Origin of the sequence: Corynebacterium sp. 51B (genome assembly GCF_008930785.1) — a bacterium.
Classification (GTDB): domain Bacteria; phylum Actinomycetota; class Actinomycetes; order Mycobacteriales; family Mycobacteriaceae; genus Corynebacterium; species Corynebacterium megadyptis.
The window spans coordinates 1-19364 of record NZ_PQMK01000003.1 but is presented as its reverse complement, the minus strand read 5'-3'; the positions used below and the strand labels follow the sequence as shown (position 1 = coordinate 19364).

The following is a 19364-nucleotide window of genomic DNA, read 5'->3' as shown; positions in this document are numbered from 1 at the left end:
CACCCACTGTGACTTATACCTTCAAACGTTCAGCCGCCCTCCTCGGTCTTGTCGCCAGCAGCTCCCTAGTGCTTGCCGCTTGCTCCGAAACCGGAAACAGCAGCTCGGAGGGGGCCGAGTCCCCAGACAACCTTTCTGGTGCCTCCGGCCAGCTGGTAGCAGAGGGCGCCTCCTCGCAGCAGAAGGCCATGGACCTCTTCGGCATCAAGTTCAATGAGTCCACGGGAAATAACCTTTCCTACACCGCCACCGGTTCCGGCTCCGGCCAGAAGCAGTTCATCGCCGGCCAGGTGGCCTTTGGTGGCTCCGACTCCCCGCTGGATGAGGAGCAGGTAGCCGCGGCCGCCAAGCGCTGTGAGGGCAATGACGCCTGGCACCTGCCGATGGTGATCGGTCCAGTGGCCGTTGCCTACAACCTCGACGGTGTCGATGGTCTGAACCTCTCCGTGGAGAACGTCGCCAAGATCTTCAAGGGCGAAATCACCAAGTGGAATGATGAGGCCATCGCCGCCGAGAATGAGGGCGTGGACCTGCCCGACTCCGAGATCGAGGTGGTGTATCGCTCCGAGGAGTCCGGCACCTCCGATAACTTCCAAAAGTTCCTCAAGGCCGCTGTTCCGGATCTGTGGGACACCACCGGCAAGTCCTTCCCCTCCACCACCGGCGCTGGCGCTAATGGCTCCACCGGTGTGGTGGGACAGGTCTCCGCCACCCCGGGTGCAATCACCTATGTGGAGGCAGGCTTCGCCACCGAGGCCGGCTTGGGCGTCGCTAATATCGACTTCGGCCACGGCCCCGTGGAATTGAATAACGAGACCGTGGGCAAGGCTCTGGACAATCTCGAGTACGCCGGCGAGGGGCACGACATGGTGGTGGACGCCAACAAGCTCTTCTCCATGGACGTTGAGGGCGCCTACCCGGTGGTGCTCACCACCTACGAGATCGTCTGCTCCGCTGGCTATGACGAGAACACCGCCGGCTTGGTGAAGGACTTCCTCAAGGTTGTCCTTGCCAACCAAGACCAGGATCTCGAGGCACAGGGCTACATCCCCGTGTCCGGAGAGTTCAAGAAGAAGCTGGAAGACGCCGTCGACGCACTCCAGTAATAGCCCCTTCTCAGTCAAAGGACGTTTCCTCTCATGTCCAGTACCTCCGTAGTGACTACGCGCGAGCCGGATGTGCGTACTGCACCGCCGAGCGCGCCCGAGCCGGCAGCTAAGCCGGTCTCCCGCCCCGGCGACCGCATTTTCAAGACGCTCTCCACGGCCTCGGCGGCCCTGATCACCGTGCTTATCGCGGCCATCGGTCTCTTCCTGCTATGGCGCGCGGGGCCCGCACTGCTCAACAACGCCGAGGGAATCTCGGGATTCTTCACCTACGCGGGCGATTGGAACACCGCAGACACCTCCGCGATGTACTTCGGTATTCCCAATCTCTTTGCGGTCACCGTGACCGTCTCCCTCGTGGCGCTCCTGCTGGCTATGCCGGTGGCGCTGGGCATTGCGATCTTCCTCTCCAACTATGCGCCGACGCGATGGGTGAAGCCGCTGGGATTCCTGGTGGACTTGCTGGCCGCAGTGCCCTCCATCGTCTACGGCCTGTGGGGTGTGAAAGTCCTCGGGCCGCTGCTCAGCGGAGTCTTTGAATGGGTCAATAGCTGGGCGGGAGGCTTCTTCCTCTTCGCGCACTACGACAATTCGCCGTCCTTTGCCACCTCCCGCATGATCCTCACCGGTGGCATCGTATTGGCAATCATGATCTTGCCGATCATCGCTGCCACTGCGCGCGAGGTGTTCGTCCAAACCCCCAAGGGGCACATCGAGGCCGCCCTAGCGCTCGGCGCCACCCGCTGGGAAGTCGTCCGGATGACGGTGCTGCCATTCGGCATGTCCGGCTATATCTCTGGGGCCATGCTCGGATTGGGCCGCGCCCTGGGTGAGACCATGGCGCTCTACCTGGTGATCTCGCCCTCCTCGGCCTTCCGCGCCTCGCTTTTCGACGGCGGCACGACTTTCGCCACCGCGATCGCCAACGCGGCTCCCGAGTTCAACAATGACCTCAAGGCTGGCGCCTATATCGCCGCCGGCCTCGTGCTGTTCTTCCTTACCTTCGTGGTGAATGCGGCAGCACGTGGCGTCGTGAAGCGAAAGAAGTAGCATGACACAGATTCAGACATCCAGTTCTTTCCAGCACATCTCCTCCTCCCGCCGCACGAAAAATAGCATCGCCACGGTGGTGATCTATAGCGCCATGGTGCTTGCAATGGTGCCGCTGGTGTGGGTGCTGTGGGAGGTTGTGTCCCGCGGTATCGGTGCGGTGCTACAGCCGGAGTGGTGGACCGCCTCGCAGATAGGCATCCTCTACAACGTCGAGGGTGGTGGTGCACTGCACGCCATCGTCGGCACCCTGGTACAGGTGGGGATCGCCTCTATCCTGTCCATCCCCATCGGCATCTTCACCGCTATCTACTTGGTGGAGTACAACAACGGCGGGCGGCTCGCGAAGGTCACCACCTTCATGGTGGATATCCTCACCGGTGTGCCCTCGATCGTGGCGGCGCTGTTTATCTACTCGGTGTGGGTGGTGCTGTTCGGCTTCGAGCGCTCCGGTATGGCGGTGGCGCTGTCGCTGGTGCTGCTCATGATCCCAGTGGTCGTGCGCAATACCGAGGAGATGCTCCGGGTAGTGCCGCACGATCTGCGTGAGGCCTCCTATGCACTTGGCGTGCCCAAGTGGAAGACCATCGCCAGGATTGTGTTGCCCACCGCGCTGTCGGGCATCGTCACTGGCATCATGCTGGCCATTGCGCGCGTGATGGGCGAATCCGCCCCCGTGCTCATCTTGGTGGGCTCCTTCCAAGGCATCAACTGGGACCCCGCGAGCGGCCCACAGTCCTCGCTGCCGCTGATGATGCTCGACATGTACAAGGCCGGCTCCTCCGATGCGGTGCTGGCCAAGATGTGGGGTGCGGCCCTGACCCTCGTGCTCCTCATCGCCCTGCTCAATATCGCGGCACGGATCGTTTCCGCGAAATTCTCTGTGAAAAACTAGCCCCACCGCTCAGGAGAACTCACTCACATGGCCAAGCGTCTCGACCTTAACGACGTCAATATTTACTATGGCGATTTCCACGCCGTGCAGAATGTGAACCTGCACGTGCCGCCGGAATCTGTCACCGCCTTCATCGGCCCCTCTGGCTGCGGTAAATCCACCGTGCTGCGCACCCTCAACCGAATGCACGAAGTGATTCCGGGGGCGCGCGTAGAAGGCAGCATCACACTCGATGGTGAGGACATCTACGGCCCCAAGGTGGACCCCGTATCCGTCCGCAACACCATCGGCATGGTGTTCCAAAAAGCTAATCCTTTCCCCACCATGTCCATCGCCGACAATGTGACGGCGGGGCTGCGGCTGTCCGGTATGAAGGACAAGAAGAAGCTCGCAGAAGTCTGCGAGAAGTCGCTGCGCAGCGCCAACCTGTGGGAGGAAGTCAAGGACCGCCTGGATAAGCCGGGTGGTGGACTCTCCGGTGGCCAGCAGCAGCGTCTGTGTATCGCCCGCGCGATTGCGGTGGAGCCAGGCGTGTTGCTCATGGATGAGCCCTGCTCCGCGCTTGATCCGATCTCCACCCTCGCTGTGGAGGATCTGATTCACGAGCTGAAAAAGGACTTCACCATCGTGATCGTCACCCACAACATGCAGCAGGCCGCCCGTGTATCGGATCAGACGGCATTCTTCTCCCTCGAAGCCACCGGCAAGCCCGGGCGACTGGTTGAGGTGGGGCCCACTAAGAAGATCTTCGAAAACCCCGACGAGAAGGAAACCGAAGACTACATCTCGGGCCGCTTCGGCTAAACAACCCGCTACCCTTCCCGCCTAGCCGCGGGAAAAGCGCCGCTCCAGATCTGCGATGCGGCGCGCAAAATCTTCTTCGCTGCGCTCGTCTTCCAGCTTCAGGCGGTACTCCTCCGGTTGCATTCCGGAGGTGAGGTACACAATGCGCGCAGCGACATCCACCGTGTGGTCGGCGAAACGCTCATAGTAGCGGGACAACAGAGTGACGTCCACGGCCTCCAGGGTGGAATATTTCCATTCACGCTGGGTGAGCACGTGCATGATATGGGCGTGCAGATCATCCATAGCGTCATCATCATCACTGAGTACCAGCGCTACATCCGCATCCGGATTGAGAAGAAGCTCGTGAATCTTGTCCGACATCTGCAAAGCGATGCGCGACATTTCCTCGAAATAGCCCACTAAAATGGCTGGCACGGCATTATTCGGATGGCGGCGCCGCGCGACCCGAGCGATATGCATGCCCAGTGCGCCCATGCGATCAAAATGCTCCACAATATAGATGGAAGAAATGATCTGGCGCAGATCCCGCGCCATGGGTCCTTCCAAGAGCAGCAGAGCAATGGCACGCTCCTCGCAGCGCTGTCGCGTCTCCTCCATGGCGGTAGCAGCTGAGAGCGCCTCCTCGGCAGGAGTGAGCTCATTATTAATCAACGCCTTGCTAGCTAATCTCATCGTCTCGCGGACGTGATCACTTAAGACCAGAAGATCGTAGGAAAAGCCGTCTAGGTGCTCGCGAAAGGCAGTGCGCATACGCTGCACTATAGCTGTTTCTATGCAGCTCTGCTGAGTGTGAAGGGCGCCTAGCCGCCAGAATGCATGATTTCGGCTCCCTCGGGAACGCTGGCGTCCTCAGGGTCGTCCAGCCACCCATCCGGCAGCAGCACCTTAGCCGGCGAGCCTTGGCGGCCGCGCGGCCCCTCGGCATCTGCGGCTAGGTCGTTGCTCTCGGCATAGGGGGCGAGCAGCTCATCCAGATGCGCCAGGGATGTCACCCGTGAAAGCTGGCTTCGAGCTTCGCCGCCCACGGGGAAACCACGCAGATACCAGCCCATGTGTTTACGCAAGTCACGGCAGCCCTTCTCCTCGCCTTCGTGGCGCGCCATCAACTCGGCGTGGCGCCGGATGATCCGAGTGACCTCGCCCAAGGTCGGCTGCGGCGGTAGCGGCTGGCCCCGCAGCACCGCCGCCAGCTCCGCGAAGAGCCACGGCCGACCGAGACAGCCGCGGCCAATCACCACGCCATCGCAGCCGGTGCGCTGCATCATGGTCACCGCATCCTGGGCGGCAAAGATATCGCCATTGCCCAGGACAGGAATATCGGCGAACCCAGAGTCCACCATGTGCTGCTTTAATGCCGCGATCTCCTCCAGCCGGGCCGTGCCGGAATAGCGCTGGGCGGCGGTGCGGGCGTGGCAGGCCACCGCGGCCGCCCCATGCTCCGCCGCGATCCGGCCTGCATCGAGGTGGGTGTGGTGCTCATCATCAATCCCGACGCGGAACTTCACCGTCACCGGAATACCGGTGCTCTCAGTCGCGCGCACCGCGGCGTCCACGATATTGCCAAAGAGCCGGCGCTTATAGGGCAATGCCGAGCCGCCGCCGCGCCGGGTGACCTTTGGCACCGGGCAGCCGAAGTTCATATCAATATGATCGGCCAAGTCGTTATCCACGATCATCCGCGCCGCCTCATAGGTATAGTGCGGATCTACCGTGTAGAGCTGCATGCTCCGCGGATTCTCTTCTTCATCGAAGGCGATCATGTGCATCGTCTTCTCATTGCGTTCCACGAGAGCGCGGGCGGTGATCATCTCACACACATAGAGCCCCGAGACGCTCCCCATCTTCTCCAACTCTTGTTCGCGGCATAGTGTGCGAAACGCGACATTGGTTACCCCCGCCATAGGGGCGAGTACGACGGGTGATTCGAGGGTGAGCGAACCGATCCGCAGCGGCTGATGATTGCGCAATGTAGTCACCCGCCTAGTGTCGCCTATCCGCAGTGTTCACCGCAATTTCACGGTGTCGTTCCCAGCTCTTCGCGGCGAGCGCCAGCAGTCGATCCCCGGCGAGGTCGGGGGGTAGTGGAAAAGAACCTGAGACACGAACCCAAAGTTCGTCTATTGTGGGGTTCGTAACCTAGTTCACAGCGGGTGCGCTGACGCGTGCAAGATCGCACGGTGTTATCAGCCGGCACATTCAACCGCGGGGCTAGGGCAAGTACCGCACTCACGGCCTGCGGTGGTGACCCAATAAGGAGTCCGCCCCGCACCCGGAATGCACACAGAAATAAGGAGAACTAAGAGTTCATGTCGGATCGTATTGCCAACGCCAAGCTTCGCGGAAAAGTTATGTCTGCGGAGGAAGCTGCCCAGTTTGTTAACCACGGTGACAAGGTAGGTGTATCGGGCTTCACCGGCGCCGGTTACCCGAAGGTGCTTCCCACCGCTATCGCGGAGCGCGCCAAGGAGGCTCATGCCAAGGGTGAGGAGTACATGATTGACCTCTTCACCGGCGCCTCCACCGCTCCCGAGTGTGACGGTGTACTCGCCGAGGCGGATGCCCTCCGCTTCCGTACCCCGTACCAGTCGGATCCGATCCTGCGTGGCAAGATCAACGACGGCACCACCTACTACGCCGACTACCACCTGTCCGAATCGGGTATGTACGTCTCCCAAGGCTTCTTCGGCAACATGAACGTTGCCATCGTCGAGGTCACCCGCATCACCGAGGAAGGCCACCTTGTGCCCTCCTCCTCCGTGGGTAACAACGTGGAGTACTTGGACGCCGCCGACAAGATCATCATCGAGGTCAATGAGTGGCAGTCCCTGAACCTCGAGGGCATGGCCGATATTTACCGCATCGAGCCGCTGCCGAACCGTCAGCCCATCCCGATCACCAAGCCCGGCGATCGTATCGGTACCACCTACATCGACATCGATGTGGACAAGGTGGTGGCTGTGGTCGAGACTAACAACGAGGACCGCAACGCCCCCTTCAAGCCGCTGGACGAGACCTCCAAGCAGATCGCCGGTAACTTCCTCGACTTCCTCGAGGGCGAGGTGGCCGCTGGTCGCCTGACCTATGACGGCTACATCATGCAATCCGGCGTGGGTAACGTGCCGAATGCCGTGATGTCCGGTTTGCTGGACTCCAAGTTCGAGAACATTAAGGCCTACACCGAGGTCATCCAGGACGGCATGGTGGACCTCATCGATGCCGGCAAGATGACCATGGCATCCGCCACCTCCTTCTCGCTCTCCCCCGAGTACGCCGAGAAGATGAACGCCGAGGCCGACCGCTACGCCAAGTCCATCGTGCTGCGCCCGCAGCAGATCTCCAACCACCCCGAGGTCGTGCGCCGCCTCGGCCTGATCGCCACCAATGGTCTGATCGAGGCCGACATCTACGGCAACGTGAACTCCACCAACGTCACCGGCTCCCGGATGATGAACGGTGTGGGTGGCTCCGCGGACTTCACCCGTAACGGCTTCATCAGCTCCTTCATCACCCCCTCCGAGGCGAAGAACGGCGATATCTCCGCCATCGTGCCCTTCGTCTCTCACGTGGACCACACCGAGCAGGACGTCAAGGTCCTCATCACCGAGTACGGCTACGCCGATCTCCGTGGCCTGGCACCGCGCCAGCGTGTGGAGAAGATCATCGCCATCGCGCACCCGGATTACCGTCCGGTGCTGGAGGAGTACTACTCCCGCGCACTCGAGGCAGCCAAGAAGAACAAGACCCTCCAGACCCCGCACGATCTGGAGACCGCACTGTCCTTCCACCAGCGCTTCGTCACTCACGGCTCCATGAAGCCGCAGAGCTAAGAGCTCAGTGAATCTCGCTGCCACCTCGCCCGCACACGCGGGCGGGGTGGTCTTTTTTCCAAACACCGCACCGCATTGATAAACTACATTTCTCGTACGGGCCTTTAGCTCAGTTGGTAGAGCTACGGACTTTTAATCCGCAGGTCGTGGGTTCGAGCCCCACAGGGCCCACTACAGCAGCACTCCCCAGCCATATGGTTGGGGAGTGCTGCTTTTATTCTTGGGGGTAGCGCTGCTGTGCCGGCCACCAGATCCGGTTGCCCGCCCAGAGGGTGAAGGCGGGGACGAGGAAGGAGCGGATGAGGAGGGCGTCGATAAGCACTCCGAGGGCCACAATCACCGCCAGCTGTACGAGGAACTGGATGGGGATCACGGCCAGGGCGGAGAAGGTGGCGGCCAGCACGACGCCGGCGCTAGTAATTACCCCGCCGGTGGTGATCAAGCCGCGGCGTACGCCGCGGTGGGTGCCGTGCTCGAGTGCTTCCTCGCGGACTCGCGTCATGAGGAAGATGTTGTAGTCGATACCGAGGGCCACGAGGAAAACGAAGCCGTAGAGCGGCACGGTGGGATCAGCGCCGCTGAAGCCCAAGAGGTGGAAGATGAGCGCGGCCACGCCGAGGGCGGTGCCGAAGGAGAGAATCGTGGTGGCCAGGAGCATGACGGGCGCCAGCAGGGAGCGCAGCAATACCGCCAGCATGACGGTGATCACCAGCAGCACCACGGGGATGATCACCTGGCGGTCGCGGATGGAGGTGTCATTGGTGTCGATGTCCACGGCCGTCGTGCCGCCCACGGCCGCATCGGGAAGCGCGGCGCGCAGCTGGCGCACGGTGTCTTTCGCCGCGGCGGAATCGGCGGGGGCGTCGAGGGTGGCCTGGATCATCACTCGGCCATCCACCACGGTGGCGGCGCCGCGCCCCGGAATCGGGGACTCGAGCGATAGTGCGGCGGGCTGCTCCACCCCAGGGGTCTTAGTGATGGTGGCGATGGTGGTATCTGCAGCGGACTCGTCGGCGAGTACGTACACCGGAGAGCCGGAGCCGCCAGGGAAGTGACGATCCAATACCTCCTGGCCATCGCGGGCATCGCTCTGGCCGAGCACGAAATCGGATTGGGGAACGCCATCGGCGTCGAAGCCGATCAGCCCGAACCAGCCGCAGGCCAAGAGCGCGGACATGCCGAGGGCAAGGGCGCGAGGATGGCGCTCCGTCGCATCAGCCACCCGCGTCCACGTGGGCGATTCCTGGCTTTCCTGGCTGGGGCGGGGGCGACGCGGCCAGAAGGCCACGCGGCCGAGAAGCAGCAGCAGGGCGGGGAGGAAGGTGAGGGAGGAGGCCACCGCGGCGGCGATGCCGATCGAGGCCACCGGCCCGAGCGCGGTCGTTGACGCCAGATCGGAGAGCATGAGGCAGAGCAGGCCCGCCACGACGGTGCCAGCCGAGGCCGCAATCGGCTCCCAGGTGCCCGTGATCGCCCGAAGAGTGGCCGTCCAAGGCTGGGTATGCTTCGTGAGTTCCTCGCGATAGCGGGCGGTATAGAGCAGCCCATAGTCGGTGGCGGCGCCGATCACCAAGATGAAGAGGATGCCTTGGACCTGGCCGTTGATGGTGACGATGCCGGCCCGCGCCAGGGCCACGTTGATCGCTACGGCCAGACACAGCGCGGTGAGCGCGGAGAGCAGCACCAGCAGCGGCAAGATGGGGGAGCGGTAGACCACAACCAAAACCAGTAGCACGGCGATGACGGTGACGAGCAGGAGCTGGGAGTCGATACCGGCGAAGGCGGCGGAGAGATCGGCAGTAAAGCCGGCGGGGCCGGTAATCCACATCTCATCCGCGGCAGGGAGGCGTTGCTCGATCGCGCTGTCGAGCTCGGCCACCACCTCGGTGATGGCGGCGTCGCTGGGAATGGCAGCCACCAGCTGCACCGCCTCGCCGTCTTCGGAAGGCAGGAGGGGGCTGAAGCTGAGTTCGGGGAACTCAGGCGCGAGTTCCTCGGGGAGCGAGCCGAGGGCCTCCGGGGTGGCAGAGTCGCCGCTGATCACCACGACGGCGGGGATGGAGTCGCCGTTGCGGAAATCGCTGAGCGCTTTCTGCACGGTCGTGGACTCCGCGGTTTCGGGGAGGAAGGAGGCGGGGTCAGTGGAGGAGACCTCGCTGATGGCGCCAAACTGGGGGCCGCCGAGGCCCATAATGGCGATCCACAGTGCCACCAGTACTAAGGGCAGTCCTGTGCGCAACCAACGGGAAGGAGCAGAGGTGGTCATGGGAAATGAGTGTAGTCTGAAGCCCTGCTAAGAAAGGGCGTAGGAGCTGAGGTTTTGTGCGATCTCATGGTTCATGTATGATTCATCTCAGTCCGCACGCGGACTACGCCCCCATCGTCTAGCGGCCTAGGACACCGCCCTTTCACGGCGGCGGCACGGGTTCGAATCCCGTTGGGGGTACTTTCCACTCATTGTGGAAAGGCACAACAAAATATGGCCCTGTGGCGCAGTTGGTTAGCGCGCCGCCCTGTCACGGCGGAGGTCGCGGGTTCGAGTCCCGTCAGGGTCGCCATGGATAGGCGGTTATCGATGCTTCTGGGAAGCACTCGGTAGCCGCTTTTTCTGTGCCTCAGTACAACCCCGTAAAATGGGCTGTGAACAGCAGATTTGCGGGTATGTAAGGGTGTTATGTAGAGTATCCACTCGTGCACAGCGCACTGGTTAGCCAGTAGCTGGTACACAATAAAATATGGCCCTGTGGCGCAGTTGGTTAGCGCGCCGCCCTGTCACGGCGGAGGTCGCGGGTTCGAGTCCCGTCAGGGTCGCAGATCGTTGCTTAGGCAAAGATCGTGGCCAGATAGCTCAGTCGGTAGAGCGTCCGCCTGAAAAGTGGAAGGTCAGCAGTTCGATCCTGCTTCTGGCCACAACATGAAAAGCAGTCTCCTCGCAATAGCGAGGGGGCTGCTTTTCGCATCTGCGCTATCCTCGGCTCCACAGAGATACATATCCCTATGAAGAAAGGACGTCACCGCCCATGAGCGCTGCACAGCACGTACACCTCGACGAGGGATCGCAGACCTACGTGATTGAGGTCGATGGCCAGATGGCCGGCTACGCCGAGTTTCAGGCGGTGGATGAGACGGTGCGCGACTTCAACCACACCGTGGTGCTCAACGAGTATCGCGGCCAGGGCCTATCCTCGCCGCTGATTCGCTACGCTCTCGATGATTCGATCCGAGAGGGCATGAAGATTGTGCCCAGCTGCTCTGCGGTGGAGCACTTCATCTCCAGGAATCTCGAGTATCGGGAGCACCTCGCCCGCTAGCCACAGCGCGAGCCAGCTGGGGCACGCGCCGCAGCCGAGGCACAGAAAAACTCCCAACGGGTAGCACCGTTGGGAGTGTGTGCGCCTTTAAATCGTGTAATCGTTGCCCGGCACGTAGCGGTCGGGGTCCACCAGCTTCACGCACTCGGAGGACTCGCGGGGCCGCATCTTCGCGGGCACGCCCACGGCGATGTGCTCGCAGGGCACATCCTTGGTGACCACCGCGTTGGCGCCGATCGCCGAGCCCTTGCCGATGGTAATTGGGCCCAGAACCTTCGCCCCGGCGCCCACCACCACATCGTCTTCGAGGGTGGGGTGGCGCTTGGTTTGGGTGAGCACCTGCCCGCCCAGGGTGACGCCGTGATAGAGCATGACGCCATCGCCGATCTCCGCGGTTTCGCCGATGACGATGCCCATGCCGTGATCGATGAAGAAACGACGGCCAATGGTGGCGCCTGGGTGAATCTCCACCCCGGTAAGGAAGCGGGCGCATTGCGCGAGCACGCGGGCGGGACCGCGATAATTACGCACCCACAGGGCGTGCGCGACGCGGTGCGCCCAGATGGCGTGGAGCCCCGAATAGACGATGGCGTTTTCCACGTCCCCGCGGGCAGCGGGGTCGTGCTCGCGGGCATTGCGGAGATCTTCGCGCATGCGGGAGATGGCGGTGGAGATGACAGCGATCATGAGGGTCGATCCTACCTCAGAGTGTGCTAGTTGAACTCTGCGCGCACATCCTCGAAGAGGACGGTGGAGGCGTAGCGCTCGCCGTAGTCGCACACGACGGTGACGATGGTCTTGCCCTTGTTTTCCGGCTTCTTGGCCTCGCGCAGTGCGGCGAAGACATTGGCGCCGGAGGAGATGCCGCCGAGGATGCCCTCCTGCTCGGCCAGGGCGCGGGCGGTGGCGATGGCATCCTCGTTGGTGACGGTGACGATCTCATCGATCACCTTGCGATCCAGCACCTCGGGGATGAAGTTCGCACCCAGACCCTGAATCTTGTGGGAGGAGGCCTTGCCCTCGGTGAGCAGCGGGGAATCAGCGGGCTCCATGCCGATGATCTCCACCTCCGGCTTGCGCTCCTTGAGTACGGTGCCCACGCCGGTGATGGTGCCGCCGGTACCGAAGCCAGCGAGGAAGATGTCTACCTCGCCATCGGTGTCGTTCCAGATCTCTTCCGCGGTGGTCTCGCGGTGGATCTTCGGGTTGGCGGCATTGGAGAACTGGCGCGCCAGGATAGCTCCCTCGCGCTGCTCCACTACCTCGTGCGCCTTATCGACGGCGCCCTGCATGCCGGCAGAACCCGGGGTCAGCACAATTTCCGCGCCATAGGCACGCAACATGATGCGGCGCTCCATGGACATTGTCTCGGGCATGGTGAGCACCACGTTATAGCCGCGGGCGGCGCCGATCAGGGCCAGGGCGATACCGGTGTTGCCGGAGGTGGCCTCCACGATGGTGCCGCCTGCCTGGAGCTCACCGGACTGCTCGGCGGCGTCGATAATGGCCTTACCAATGCGGTCCTTAACGCTATTGGCCGGGTTATAGAACTCGAGCTTGACCAGTACCTCGACGTCGAGGCCCTCGGTGAGGCGATTGAGGCGAACCAGCGGGGTGCCGCCGACGAGCTCGGTGACGTTGTTGTAGATGCGCGACATGAGTCATGCACTCCTTTGAAAGTCGATAATGAGTTACCGCGCTCCATCATAATGCCCCGCCCGCACAATTACCAGACAGGATAGTATGACACAGCTAGACTAAGTAGTCTATAGGTTCACCCCTATATGGGGAGTAAAACCCCGCGTTGCAGCGTACGGCGTTATGGTGAGTACGTCGCGGAGAACGGGAATGCGGTTCAGCATCGTGCCACGCCGCAGCGGACCTCGCCACTGTAGGGCTCGCCTCAGCACTTAATGAGACGCAGGCCCTCGGAGAACACTCGCCGGAGACATACCCCGGCCCACCACTGCAGCAGCCGCTGCGGGAAGGTGCATCCGAGATGCCTAGAGCCAAGCCAGGAGACCGGCCGCGACACGATAGCCGAACACATATCGTCAGCCCAGTTCGGCGCAAACCGGTTCTGGTGCGAGGACTCACCCGGACATGAGTCAAAGAAACGAGCGTTTCTTCCACCATGCATATTGCAGAAGGATTCCTGCCTATTGAGCAGGCCGTGGGATGGGGTGTGGCTGCCGCGCCCTTCGTGATCCACGGAGCTATCCGCGTCAACAAGCAACTCAAAGAACGGCCCGAAACCGGGCTTCTTCTCGGCGCCGCCGGCGCCTTCACCTTCGTGCTCTCAGCGCTGAAGATCCCCTCCGTGACCGGCTCCTCCTCCCATGCCACCGGCACCGGGCTCGGAGCGGTCCTTTTCAAACCTCCCGTCATGGCGTTTTTGGGCAGTATCGTGCTGCTCTTCCAAGCGCTCCTGCTCGCCCATGGCGGCATCACCACCCTGGGCGCCAATATCTTCTCCATGGCCATCGTCGGCCCGTGGATCGGCTATGGCGCGTGGGTAGCAGTCCGCAAGGCCGGCGGTAGTGCCACCATCGGCATCGCCCTGGCCGCGTTCTTCGCCGATCTCTCCACCTATGTGGTCACCGCCTTCCAACTGGCCGGCGCCCACCACGCCAATGGCTTCTTCAACTCGGCCATGACCTTCCTCGCGCTATACGCGCCCACGCAGCTGCCGCTCGCAGTCGTGGAATCCATCATCACGGTGCTGATCTTCCGTTCGCTGCGCACCATCGCGGCCCGCGAGCTCTCCCTGCTGGGAGTGCTGGGCGGCCGCGAGGAGGCCAGTGTGCAGCAGGAGAGCGTCGATAAGCCAAAGGCAGGGCAGAAGGCATGAAAAAGAACAACACCGGCGTCACCATTGCGCTGATCCTCGCGGCCATTTTTATCGCCGCATTTCCCATGTTCTTCAACCTCGGCGACAAGGACGCGGAGGAGCATTTCGTTGGCACCGACTCCAGCGCAGAAACCATCGTGGAGGAAGTCGATCCCGGCTATGAGCCGTGGTTCGAGCCGCTCGTCGGCGAGCTGCCCGGCGAGGTGGAGTCCGGACTCTTCGCCCTCCAAGCTGCCCTCGGCGCCGGCCTACTCGGCTATGTGATCGGGTTGTACCGTGGACGCACGAAGTGGGCGCAGGAGCAGGCGCAGAGTTCCACGCCACGATGAATCCACTCGACATCGCTGCCGCCCGCTCTCCCTGGGCACAGCACAGCGTGTCAGAAAAGGTGCTTGCCTTCGGCGGCGCACTAGTCTTAGCCCTCGCGCTGCCGCCGCTTCCCGTATTGCCAGTGCTACTGGTGATCGTTCTGCTCGCGGCGGCGCGTGCGCAAGTGAACTGGCGGCTCTATATCGGGCTCGTACTCGCCCCCTTCGGGTTTATCGTGCTCGGTATCTGGCCGCTAATGATCAACCTGACCCCCAGCGGTCTCGTGCTGGTCGAGGGCGGCGTCGCCCACGCCGCGGTTGTCGCAGGCCGCAGCTTGGTGGGCATGAGTATCACCATGCTTTATGCCCTCAGCACCCCCATTGCCGCCCAGCTCACTTGGGCGCGGCGGATCGGGATCCCCGAGGCTCTCGTCGTGGTGAGCATGCACATCTACCGCTTTTCCTCGCTCCTCTACACCCAGTCGCAGGCGATGTGGCACGCGCAGGCACAGCGGTTGGGGCATAGCTCCTGGCGGCGCTTTCTGCGTTCGGTCGCCGATCAGGCAGCCAATCTTTTCCTGGCGGCCTTCCAGCGGGCCCAGCGCCTGCAGGAGGGCCTCGAGCTGCGCGCCGATAACGCCGCGGCAGCCGTCTACGGCACCTTTACTCCCGCCCGGCCCGCGCGCCTGGCGATCATCCTTGTCTGCTTGGCCGCGGTCTGTGCCGTGGGCCTAATCCCCGTTGTGTGGTGAGACCTTTGACAACCCCCCATCCTCTCCTCGGCCTCGACGCCGTCAGCTTCGCCTACCCGCACGGGCCCGCGGTGCTGCATGATGTGCAGCTGCGTATCGAGCGCGGCGACGCCGTGGCCCTGCTCGGGGCCAATGGTTCCGGAAAATCCACGCTGATGAAGCTCATGGCGGGGGCATTGCAGCCGCAGCGTGGGCAGGTGCTTATCGACGCCGCCCCCGCGGCCTATGATCGCGCCGGCCGCAACCGCGCCCGTTCGGTGATTCAGCTGGTGCTCCAAGAGCCGGATGATCAGATCTTCGGCGTCTCCGTGCGTGCCGATGTCTCCTATGGCCCCACCAACCAGGGGCTCTCCGAGGAGGAGATCGCGGCGCGCGTGGAATGGGCCATGGAGCGCGCCGAGATCACCGACCTTGCTGAGCGCGTGCCGCAGCAATTGTCCTATGGGCAGCGCAAGCGGGTGAGCCTGGCCGGCGCTTTGGCCATGCGGCCGCGGGTGCTCCTGCTGGACGAGCCCACCGCGGGGCTCGATCCGGCCGGCTCTGCCCAGCTGCTGCGCACCCTCGCGCTGCTGCGGGAGGAGGGTACCGCCATTGTGCTCTCGACCCATGACGTGAACCTCGCCTATGCCTTCGCCGATACTGCGGCGGTGCTCACGGGCGGGGTGGTGCGCAGCGGGGCCTGCGCGGAGATCATGACGGATACCGAGCTCATCGAGCAGGCGCGCCTGGAGCTTCCGTGGGCGCCGCTGGTCTCGCGGGCACTGGGTCGTGACGTACTTACGGCCGCCGATGTCCTCGCTCAGCCCGATCGTTAAGAGTGATATATGTCACTCTAAACGGCGCTAAACCCACGTGCGTGTTTGGTCTGACTTGTTTCGCAATTGGGTGCTCTTAGCCCCCTGATCTCACTGCGCGGGACGCACTAGCGGATCTGCTGCAGTGGGGTAGAGAGGGTGTACTGACGGGGGTATATGACCTGTCTGAGTTTCCAGAAGGGCTTTTACCTGCAGGTTTAGCGGCGGGGAGGGGGTGCGAGATTTGTGGCGTAAAGCTGAGAGGGGGATAAATATTTACCGAGAAAAAGGTGCAGCGGGGGAGGCGGGATGACTAATAGCGGGGGCACCTATAAAGGGGGATAAAGGGGGAGAATGTGAACTTTTCATCTCAGGCGATGCGGAAAACGTCCCCTAAGTACTTATGACTACCCCCGTTTCTTGTTTATAATCCTGTCCTACGAGCAACCTAAGCGAGGCGGGTGTGAACAGGGGCACCCACTACCTCCCCGTAGCTACATGCCATGGGAGGTGCCGATCCCCCGGATCGGCATTAGGTGAACAACGCAGGAAGAAGAGTATGGATCCGCAGCGTCTCAAGGATGACGAAGAAGCGATTCGCGCAGCACTCACCACACTGAAGACCGCCACCGGTATTCCGGTCACCATGTATGCCACGGTGCTACCCGATAGCAGGCTCCAAATCAGTGCTTGGGTAGGGCTGCGCACCCCGGCTCTGCAGAATCTCGTGATTGAGCCCGGTGCCGGCGTCGGCGGCCGCGTTGTCTCCTCCCGCCGACCGGTGGGTGTCTCTGACTACACCCGTGCTTCCATCATTTCTCATGAGCACGACAAGCCCATCCAGGACGAGGGCCTGCACTCCATCGTGGCTGTGCCCGTGATCGTGCAACGCGATGTGCGCGGCGTGCTCTACGTGGGCGTGCACTCTCCCGTGCGTCTGGGCGACAAGGTGATCGAGGAAGTCACCATGACCGCCCGCACTCTCGAACAAGACCTGGCCGTCAATAGCGCGCTCCGCCGCGGCGATGCCGGCGGCAGCGGGGTCAAACCCGGGCGCGTGATGAACGGCGCCGAATGGGAGCAGGTGCGCTCCACTCACTCCAAGCTGCGCATGCTGGCCAATCGCGTGGGGGATGAAGACCTCCGCAAGGAGATCGAAAGCCTCTGTGACCAGCTGGTCTCCCCGGTGCGCGTGAAGCAGACCACCAAGCTCTCCGCCCGCGAGCTCGACGTGCTGGCCTGCGTGGCCCTCGGCCACACCAATGTCGAGGCCGCCGAGGAAATGGGCATCGGCGCCGAAACCGTGAAAAGCTACCTGCGCTCGGTCATGCGCAAGCTCGGCGCTCACACCCGGTATGAGGCCGTCAACGCCGCTCGCCGCATCGGCGCGCTGCCCTAAAGCCGCGCGCTGCTTTTAGCGCTCGCCGCCAGGAACCCAGCGCACATCCTGGCCCTGGTTTTCCATCCGGCCCAAAATGAAGAGCGCGTCACTGAGGCGATTGAGATATTTCGCCGGCAGTACCGACATCGATTCGCCGTGCTCGGCGATGGCCGCCCACGCGGCCCGCTCGGCGCGGCGAGCCTTTACCCGCGCGGTGTGCAACAGCGCCGAGGCGGGCGTGCCGCCGGGAAGAATGAAGGAATCGAGAGTCGGCAGCTCCTTATTGAAACGATCGCAGTCCTGCTCGAGGCGCTCAATATAATCCGGCTCCACGCGCAGCGGGGGATACTTCGGATTCTCCACGACGGGGGTGGCGAGGTCCGCGCCGCAATCGAAGAGCTCATTTTGTATCCGGCGCAGCACCGCACTCACCTCCTCGCTCGGGGAGGCCAGCGCCAGCACCTCGCCGATGGCGCAATTGGTTTCCTCGCAGTCGGCATAGGCCTGGAGACGAGAATCATTTTTGGGTACGCGGGAAAAATCCGACAGACCCGTGGTGCCGTCGTCTCCGGTGCGGGTATAGATCTTGGTCAAATGAACACTCATAGTTCTCGAGTCTAGGGAAAAGTCGCCACCAAGCAGGTAGCGCACAACCGCCCCCAAGGCACTAGGCTGGTGCACTGTGAAAGAACATTTCTTGGTAGAAGGTGGCGCCCGGCTGCAGGGCGCTGTGAAAGTCCACGGCGCGAAGAACAGCGTGCTCAAGCTCATGGCCGCCGCATTGCTGGCAGAGGGCACGACGACGCTCACCAACTGTCCCGAGATCCTCGACGTCCCGCTCATGCGCGATGTTCTAGAAGGCCTGGGCTGCACCGTGGAGATTGATGGACCCACCGTGCGTATTAGCACCCCGGCGCAGCCGCAAAGCAATGCCGACTTCGAGGCCGTGCGCCAATTCCGTGCCTCCGTGTGTGTGCTCGGCCCACTCACTGCGCGCTGCGGCCATGCCGTGGTGGCACTACCCGGTGGCGATGCCATTGGTTCACGCCCGCTCGATATGCACCAATCCGGGCTGGAGAAGCTCGGGGCGCGCACCTATATCAAGCACGGCTGTGTGGTTACCGAAGCCGAGTCGCTGCGCGGCTCCTATGTGCAGCTGGACTTCCCCTCGGTGGGGGCCACCGAAAATATCCTCACCGCTTCAGTGCTGGCTGAGGGCCGCACCGTCCTAGACAATGCGGCGCGGGAGCCGGAGATCGTCGATCTCTGCGTGCTGCTCAAGGAGATGGGTGCCCAGATCACTGGCGAAGGTACCTCTACTATCACCATCGATGGCGTGGATAAGCTGCATCCCGCCGAGCACGAAGTGATCGGCGATCGCATCGTCGCCGGCACCTGGGCCTATGCGGCTGCGATGACGCGCGGCGATATTACTGTCGGCGGTATTAACCCGCAGGCGCTGCACATCGCGCTGGAAAAGCTCAAGATCGTTGGTGCCGAAGTGGAAACCTATGACACCGGTTTCCGCGTCCGCATGGATTCTCGCCCCTCGGCCGTGGATTACCAGACCCTGCCTTTCCCAGGATTCCCCACCGACCTGCAGCCGATGTCGATCGGGCTTGCCGCGGTGTCGGAAGGCATGAGCGTGATTACAGAGAACGTCTTTGAATCCCGCTTCCGCTTCGTGGACGAGATGCAGCGCCTCGGCGCGGACACCTCCGTGGATGGGCATCACGTGGTGGTCCGCGGGGTCGAGCAGCTCAGCTCCACCCCGGTGTGGTCCTCCGATATCCGCGCGGGCGCCGGGCTGGTGCTCGCGGCCCTGTGTGCCGATGGGGTGACGGAAGTGCATGACGTCTTCCATATCGATCGCGGCTATCCGCAGTTCGTGGAGACTCTCAACCAGCTGGGCGCTCGGATCACTCGCGTCTCGGCATCGCGCCACGGCAAGGATTAAGACGGTTATAGATCCTCAAAAATCCCCTCCTAGCAGGGGATTTGCGTGTATCTAGCGATCTATGTAGATTTATCTCCTGTCAGCGCGACCGACAGCGCCCCACGTTGCGAGAGAGCAACGAAGAGTGGCGGAAAGAAAACAGCGTTGATACCAAGCCTTCCGAAACAGTCAGGATTCTGACTCGATTGGTTGTGCCTGTGTTGTTTGAGAACTCGATAGTGTGCCAGCTTTGTTTTGTTGATGTGTGCTGCTTTTGTTGTGGTGTGCGTGTTTGGTTGTGTGTGGATCGGGTGCCCTTGTGATTGGGGTTTGTTTGGTCGCATGT

General features: G+C 62.5%; 19 protein-coding genes, 5 tRNA genes and 1 riboswitch. Of the genes, 17 read left to right on the top strand and 7 right to left on the bottom strand.

Annotated elements, in window-relative coordinates:
- The first annotated feature begins 8 nt into the window (after window positions 1-8).
- Genes pstS through pstB form a run of 4 tightly spaced genes read left to right on the top strand, consistent with a single transcriptional unit; the run spans window position 9 to window position 3855 of the window.
- Window positions 9-1106 (top strand): phosphate ABC transporter substrate-binding protein PstS, encoded by a 1098-nt coding sequence (gene pstS, locus GBB14_RS04490; protein WP_151530224.1) that lies wholly within the window; start codon window positions 9-11, stop codon window positions 1104-1106.
- Window positions 1107-1139: 33 nt separating this feature from the next.
- Window positions 1140-2156, top strand: a complete 1017-nt coding sequence (pstC, locus tag GBB14_RS04485) for a phosphate ABC transporter permease subunit PstC (RefSeq protein ID WP_151530225.1) — start codon at window positions 1140-1142, stop codon at window positions 2154-2156.
- Between the two features lies 1 nt (window position 2157).
- Window positions 2158-3051, top strand: a complete 894-nt coding sequence (pstA, locus tag GBB14_RS10595; RefSeq protein ID WP_151530226.1) for a phosphate ABC transporter permease PstA — start codon at window positions 2158-2160, stop codon at window positions 3049-3051.
- 27 nt (window positions 3052-3078) lie between these two features.
- Window positions 3079-3855 (top strand): phosphate ABC transporter ATP-binding protein PstB, encoded by a 777-nt coding sequence (gene pstB, locus GBB14_RS10590; protein ID WP_151530227.1) that lies wholly within the window; start codon window positions 3079-3081, stop codon window positions 3853-3855.
- A 21-nt stretch (window positions 3856-3876) separates the two neighbouring features.
- Here the strand turns inward: pstB and GBB14_RS04475 are convergent, their stop codons facing one another.
- Both GBB14_RS04475 and dusB read right to left on the bottom strand, forming a co-directional pair.
- Complete coding sequence (locus tag GBB14_RS04475; RefSeq protein WP_151530228.1) at window positions 3877-4608, bottom strand: PhoU domain-containing protein; 732 nt, start codon at window positions 4606-4608, stop codon at window positions 3877-3879.
- Window positions 4609-4658: 50 nt separating this feature from the next.
- The gene (dusB, locus tag GBB14_RS04470; RefSeq protein ID WP_225976588.1) at window positions 4659-5834 is read right to left on the bottom strand and encodes a tRNA dihydrouridine synthase DusB; all 1176 of its coding nucleotides are present in this window, start codon (window positions 5832-5834) and stop codon (window positions 4659-4661) included.
- Window positions 5835-6164: 330 nt separating this feature from the next.
- On the opposite strand from dusB, the gene GBB14_RS04465 reads away from it, so the two are divergent.
- Window positions 6165-7685, top strand: a complete 1521-nt coding sequence (locus GBB14_RS04465; protein WP_151530229.1) for an acetyl-CoA hydrolase/transferase family protein — start codon at window positions 6165-6167, stop codon at window positions 7683-7685.
- 98 nt (window positions 7686-7783) lie between these two features.
- Window positions 7784-7856: transfer RNA gene (locus GBB14_RS04460), tRNA-Lys, on the top strand.
- A gap of 43 nt (window positions 7857-7899) precedes the next feature.
- Here the strand turns inward: GBB14_RS04460 and GBB14_RS04455 are convergent.
- On the bottom strand, window positions 7900-9951 hold the full coding sequence (locus GBB14_RS04455; RefSeq protein WP_151530230.1) for an MMPL family transporter: 2052 nt from the start codon (window positions 9949-9951) through the stop codon (window positions 7900-7902).
- Between the two features lie 107 nt (window positions 9952-10058).
- Here GBB14_RS04455 and GBB14_RS04450 point away from each other — a divergent pair.
- From GBB14_RS04450 to GBB14_RS04430, 5 genes are all read left to right on the top strand, one after another.
- Window positions 10059-10131 (top strand) — tRNA-Glu (locus GBB14_RS04450).
- 35 nt (window positions 10132-10166) lie between these two features.
- Window positions 10167-10243, top strand: a tRNA-Asp gene (locus GBB14_RS04445).
- 179 nt (window positions 10244-10422) lie between these two features.
- Window positions 10423-10496: transfer RNA gene (locus GBB14_RS04440), tRNA-Asp, on the top strand.
- A 26-nt stretch (window positions 10497-10522) separates the two neighbouring features.
- Window positions 10523-10595, top strand: a tRNA-Phe gene (locus tag GBB14_RS04435).
- Between the two features lie 50 nt (window positions 10596-10645).
- Window positions 10646-10996 (top strand): GNAT family N-acetyltransferase, encoded by a 351-nt coding sequence (locus tag GBB14_RS04430; protein ID WP_225976598.1) that lies wholly within the window; start codon window positions 10646-10648, stop codon window positions 10994-10996.
- A gap of 87 nt (window positions 10997-11083) precedes the next feature.
- Here the strand turns inward: GBB14_RS04430 and epsC are convergent, their stop codons facing one another.
- Complete coding sequence (gene epsC, locus GBB14_RS04425) at window positions 11084-11683, bottom strand: serine O-acetyltransferase EpsC (RefSeq protein ID WP_151530232.1); 600 nt, start codon at window positions 11681-11683, stop codon at window positions 11084-11086.
- A 26-nt stretch (window positions 11684-11709) separates the two neighbouring features.
- Window positions 11710-12654, bottom strand: coding sequence for a cysteine synthase A (cysK, locus tag GBB14_RS04420; protein ID WP_151530233.1), 945 nt, complete (start codon window positions 12652-12654; stop codon window positions 11710-11712).
- 147 nt (window positions 12655-12801) lie between these two features.
- A riboswitch (cobalamin riboswitch) is annotated at window positions 12802-13042 on the top strand.
- 88 nt (window positions 13043-13130) lie between these two features.
- Between cysK and GBB14_RS04415 the strand changes: the two genes are divergently transcribed.
- The 5 genes from GBB14_RS04415 (at window position 13131) to ramA (ending at window position 17100) form a co-directional block, all read left to right on the top strand.
- Window positions 13131-13847, top strand: a complete 717-nt coding sequence (locus GBB14_RS04415; RefSeq protein ID WP_151530234.1) for an energy-coupling factor ABC transporter permease — start codon at window positions 13131-13133, stop codon at window positions 13845-13847.
- Window positions 13844-14176, top strand: a complete 333-nt coding sequence (locus tag GBB14_RS04410; protein WP_151530235.1) for an energy-coupling factor ABC transporter substrate-binding protein — start codon at window positions 13844-13846, stop codon at window positions 14174-14176. The genes GBB14_RS04415 and GBB14_RS04410 overlap by 4 nt, the downstream gene beginning before the upstream one ends.
- Complete coding sequence (locus tag GBB14_RS04405) at window positions 14173-14907, top strand: CbiQ family ECF transporter T component (RefSeq protein ID WP_151530236.1); 735 nt, start codon at window positions 14173-14175, stop codon at window positions 14905-14907. Before GBB14_RS04410 ends, GBB14_RS04405 begins: the two co-directional genes overlap by 4 nt.
- A gap of 5 nt (window positions 14908-14912) precedes the next feature.
- Window positions 14913-15722, top strand: coding sequence for an energy-coupling factor ABC transporter ATP-binding protein (locus GBB14_RS04400; RefSeq protein ID WP_151530237.1), 810 nt, complete (start codon window positions 14913-14915; stop codon window positions 15720-15722).
- Window positions 15723-16260: 538 nt separating this feature from the next.
- Window positions 16261-17100, top strand: a complete 840-nt coding sequence (gene ramA / locus GBB14_RS04395) for an acetate metabolism transcriptional regulator RamA (protein ID WP_151530238.1) — start codon at window positions 16261-16263, stop codon at window positions 17098-17100.
- A gap of 15 nt (window positions 17101-17115) precedes the next feature.
- On the opposite strand, the gene GBB14_RS04390 is transcribed toward ramA, so the two are convergent.
- Window positions 17116-17688 carry a cob(I)yrinic acid a,c-diamide adenosyltransferase gene (locus GBB14_RS04390; RefSeq protein ID WP_151530239.1) on the bottom strand — a complete coding sequence of 191 codons (573 nt, stop codon included), beginning with the start codon at window positions 17686-17688 and terminating at the stop codon, window positions 17116-17118.
- A gap of 76 nt (window positions 17689-17764) precedes the next feature.
- Here GBB14_RS04390 and murA point away from each other — a divergent pair, with 76 nt between their 5' ends.
- Window positions 17765-19039, top strand: coding sequence for a UDP-N-acetylglucosamine 1-carboxyvinyltransferase (murA, locus tag GBB14_RS04385; protein WP_151530240.1), 1275 nt, complete (start codon window positions 17765-17767; stop codon window positions 19037-19039).
- Window positions 19040-19098: 59 nt separating this feature from the next.
- On the opposite strand, the gene GBB14_RS10675 is transcribed toward murA, so the two are convergent.
- Window positions 19099-19364, bottom strand: a 266-nt coding sequence (locus tag GBB14_RS10675) for a hypothetical protein (RefSeq protein ID WP_225976695.1), incomplete at its 5' end; no start/stop codon positions are given.

Excerpts from the sequence above, each read along its gene's own strand:
- GBB14_RS04465 (WP_151530229.1), top strand. The coding sequence starts at position 6,165 with ATGTCGGATCGTATTGCCAACGCCAAGCTTCGCGGAAAAGTTATGTCT.
- ramA (WP_151530238.1), top strand. The coding sequence starts at position 16,261 with ATGGATCCGCAGCGTCTCAAGGATGACGAAGAAGCGATTCGCGCAGCA.
- pstA (WP_151530226.1), top strand. The coding sequence starts at position 2,158 with ATGACACAGATTCAGACATCCAGTTCTTTCCAGCACATCTCCTCCTCC.
- GBB14_RS04390 (WP_151530239.1), bottom strand. The coding sequence starts at position 17,688 with ATGAGTGTTCATTTGACCAAGATCTATACCCGCACCGGAGACGACGGC.
- GBB14_RS04475 (WP_151530228.1), bottom strand. The coding sequence starts at position 4,608 with ATGCGCACTGCCTTTCGCGAGCACCTAGACGGCTTTTCCTACGATCTT.
- GBB14_RS04415 (WP_151530234.1), top strand. The coding sequence starts at position 13,131 with ATGCATATTGCAGAAGGATTCCTGCCTATTGAGCAGGCCGTGGGATGG.
- pstB (WP_151530227.1), top strand. The coding sequence starts at position 3,079 with ATGGCCAAGCGTCTCGACCTTAACGACGTCAATATTTACTATGGCGAT.
- GBB14_RS04405 (WP_151530236.1), top strand. The coding sequence starts at position 14,173 with ATGAATCCACTCGACATCGCTGCCGCCCGCTCTCCCTGGGCACAGCAC.
- GBB14_RS04455 (WP_151530230.1), bottom strand. The coding sequence starts at position 9,951 with ATGACCACCTCTGCTCCTTCCCGTTGGTTGCGCACAGGACTGCCCTTA.
- epsC (WP_151530232.1), bottom strand. The coding sequence starts at position 11,683 with ATGATCGCTGTCATCTCCACCGCCATCTCCCGCATGCGCGAAGATCTC.
- GBB14_RS04410 (WP_151530235.1), top strand. The coding sequence starts at position 13,844 with ATGAAAAAGAACAACACCGGCGTCACCATTGCGCTGATCCTCGCGGCC.
- cysK (WP_151530233.1), bottom strand. The coding sequence starts at position 12,654 with ATGTCGCGCATCTACAACAACGTCACCGAGCTCGTCGGCGGCACCCCG.
- pstC (WP_151530225.1), top strand. The coding sequence starts at position 1,140 with ATGTCCAGTACCTCCGTAGTGACTACGCGCGAGCCGGATGTGCGTACT.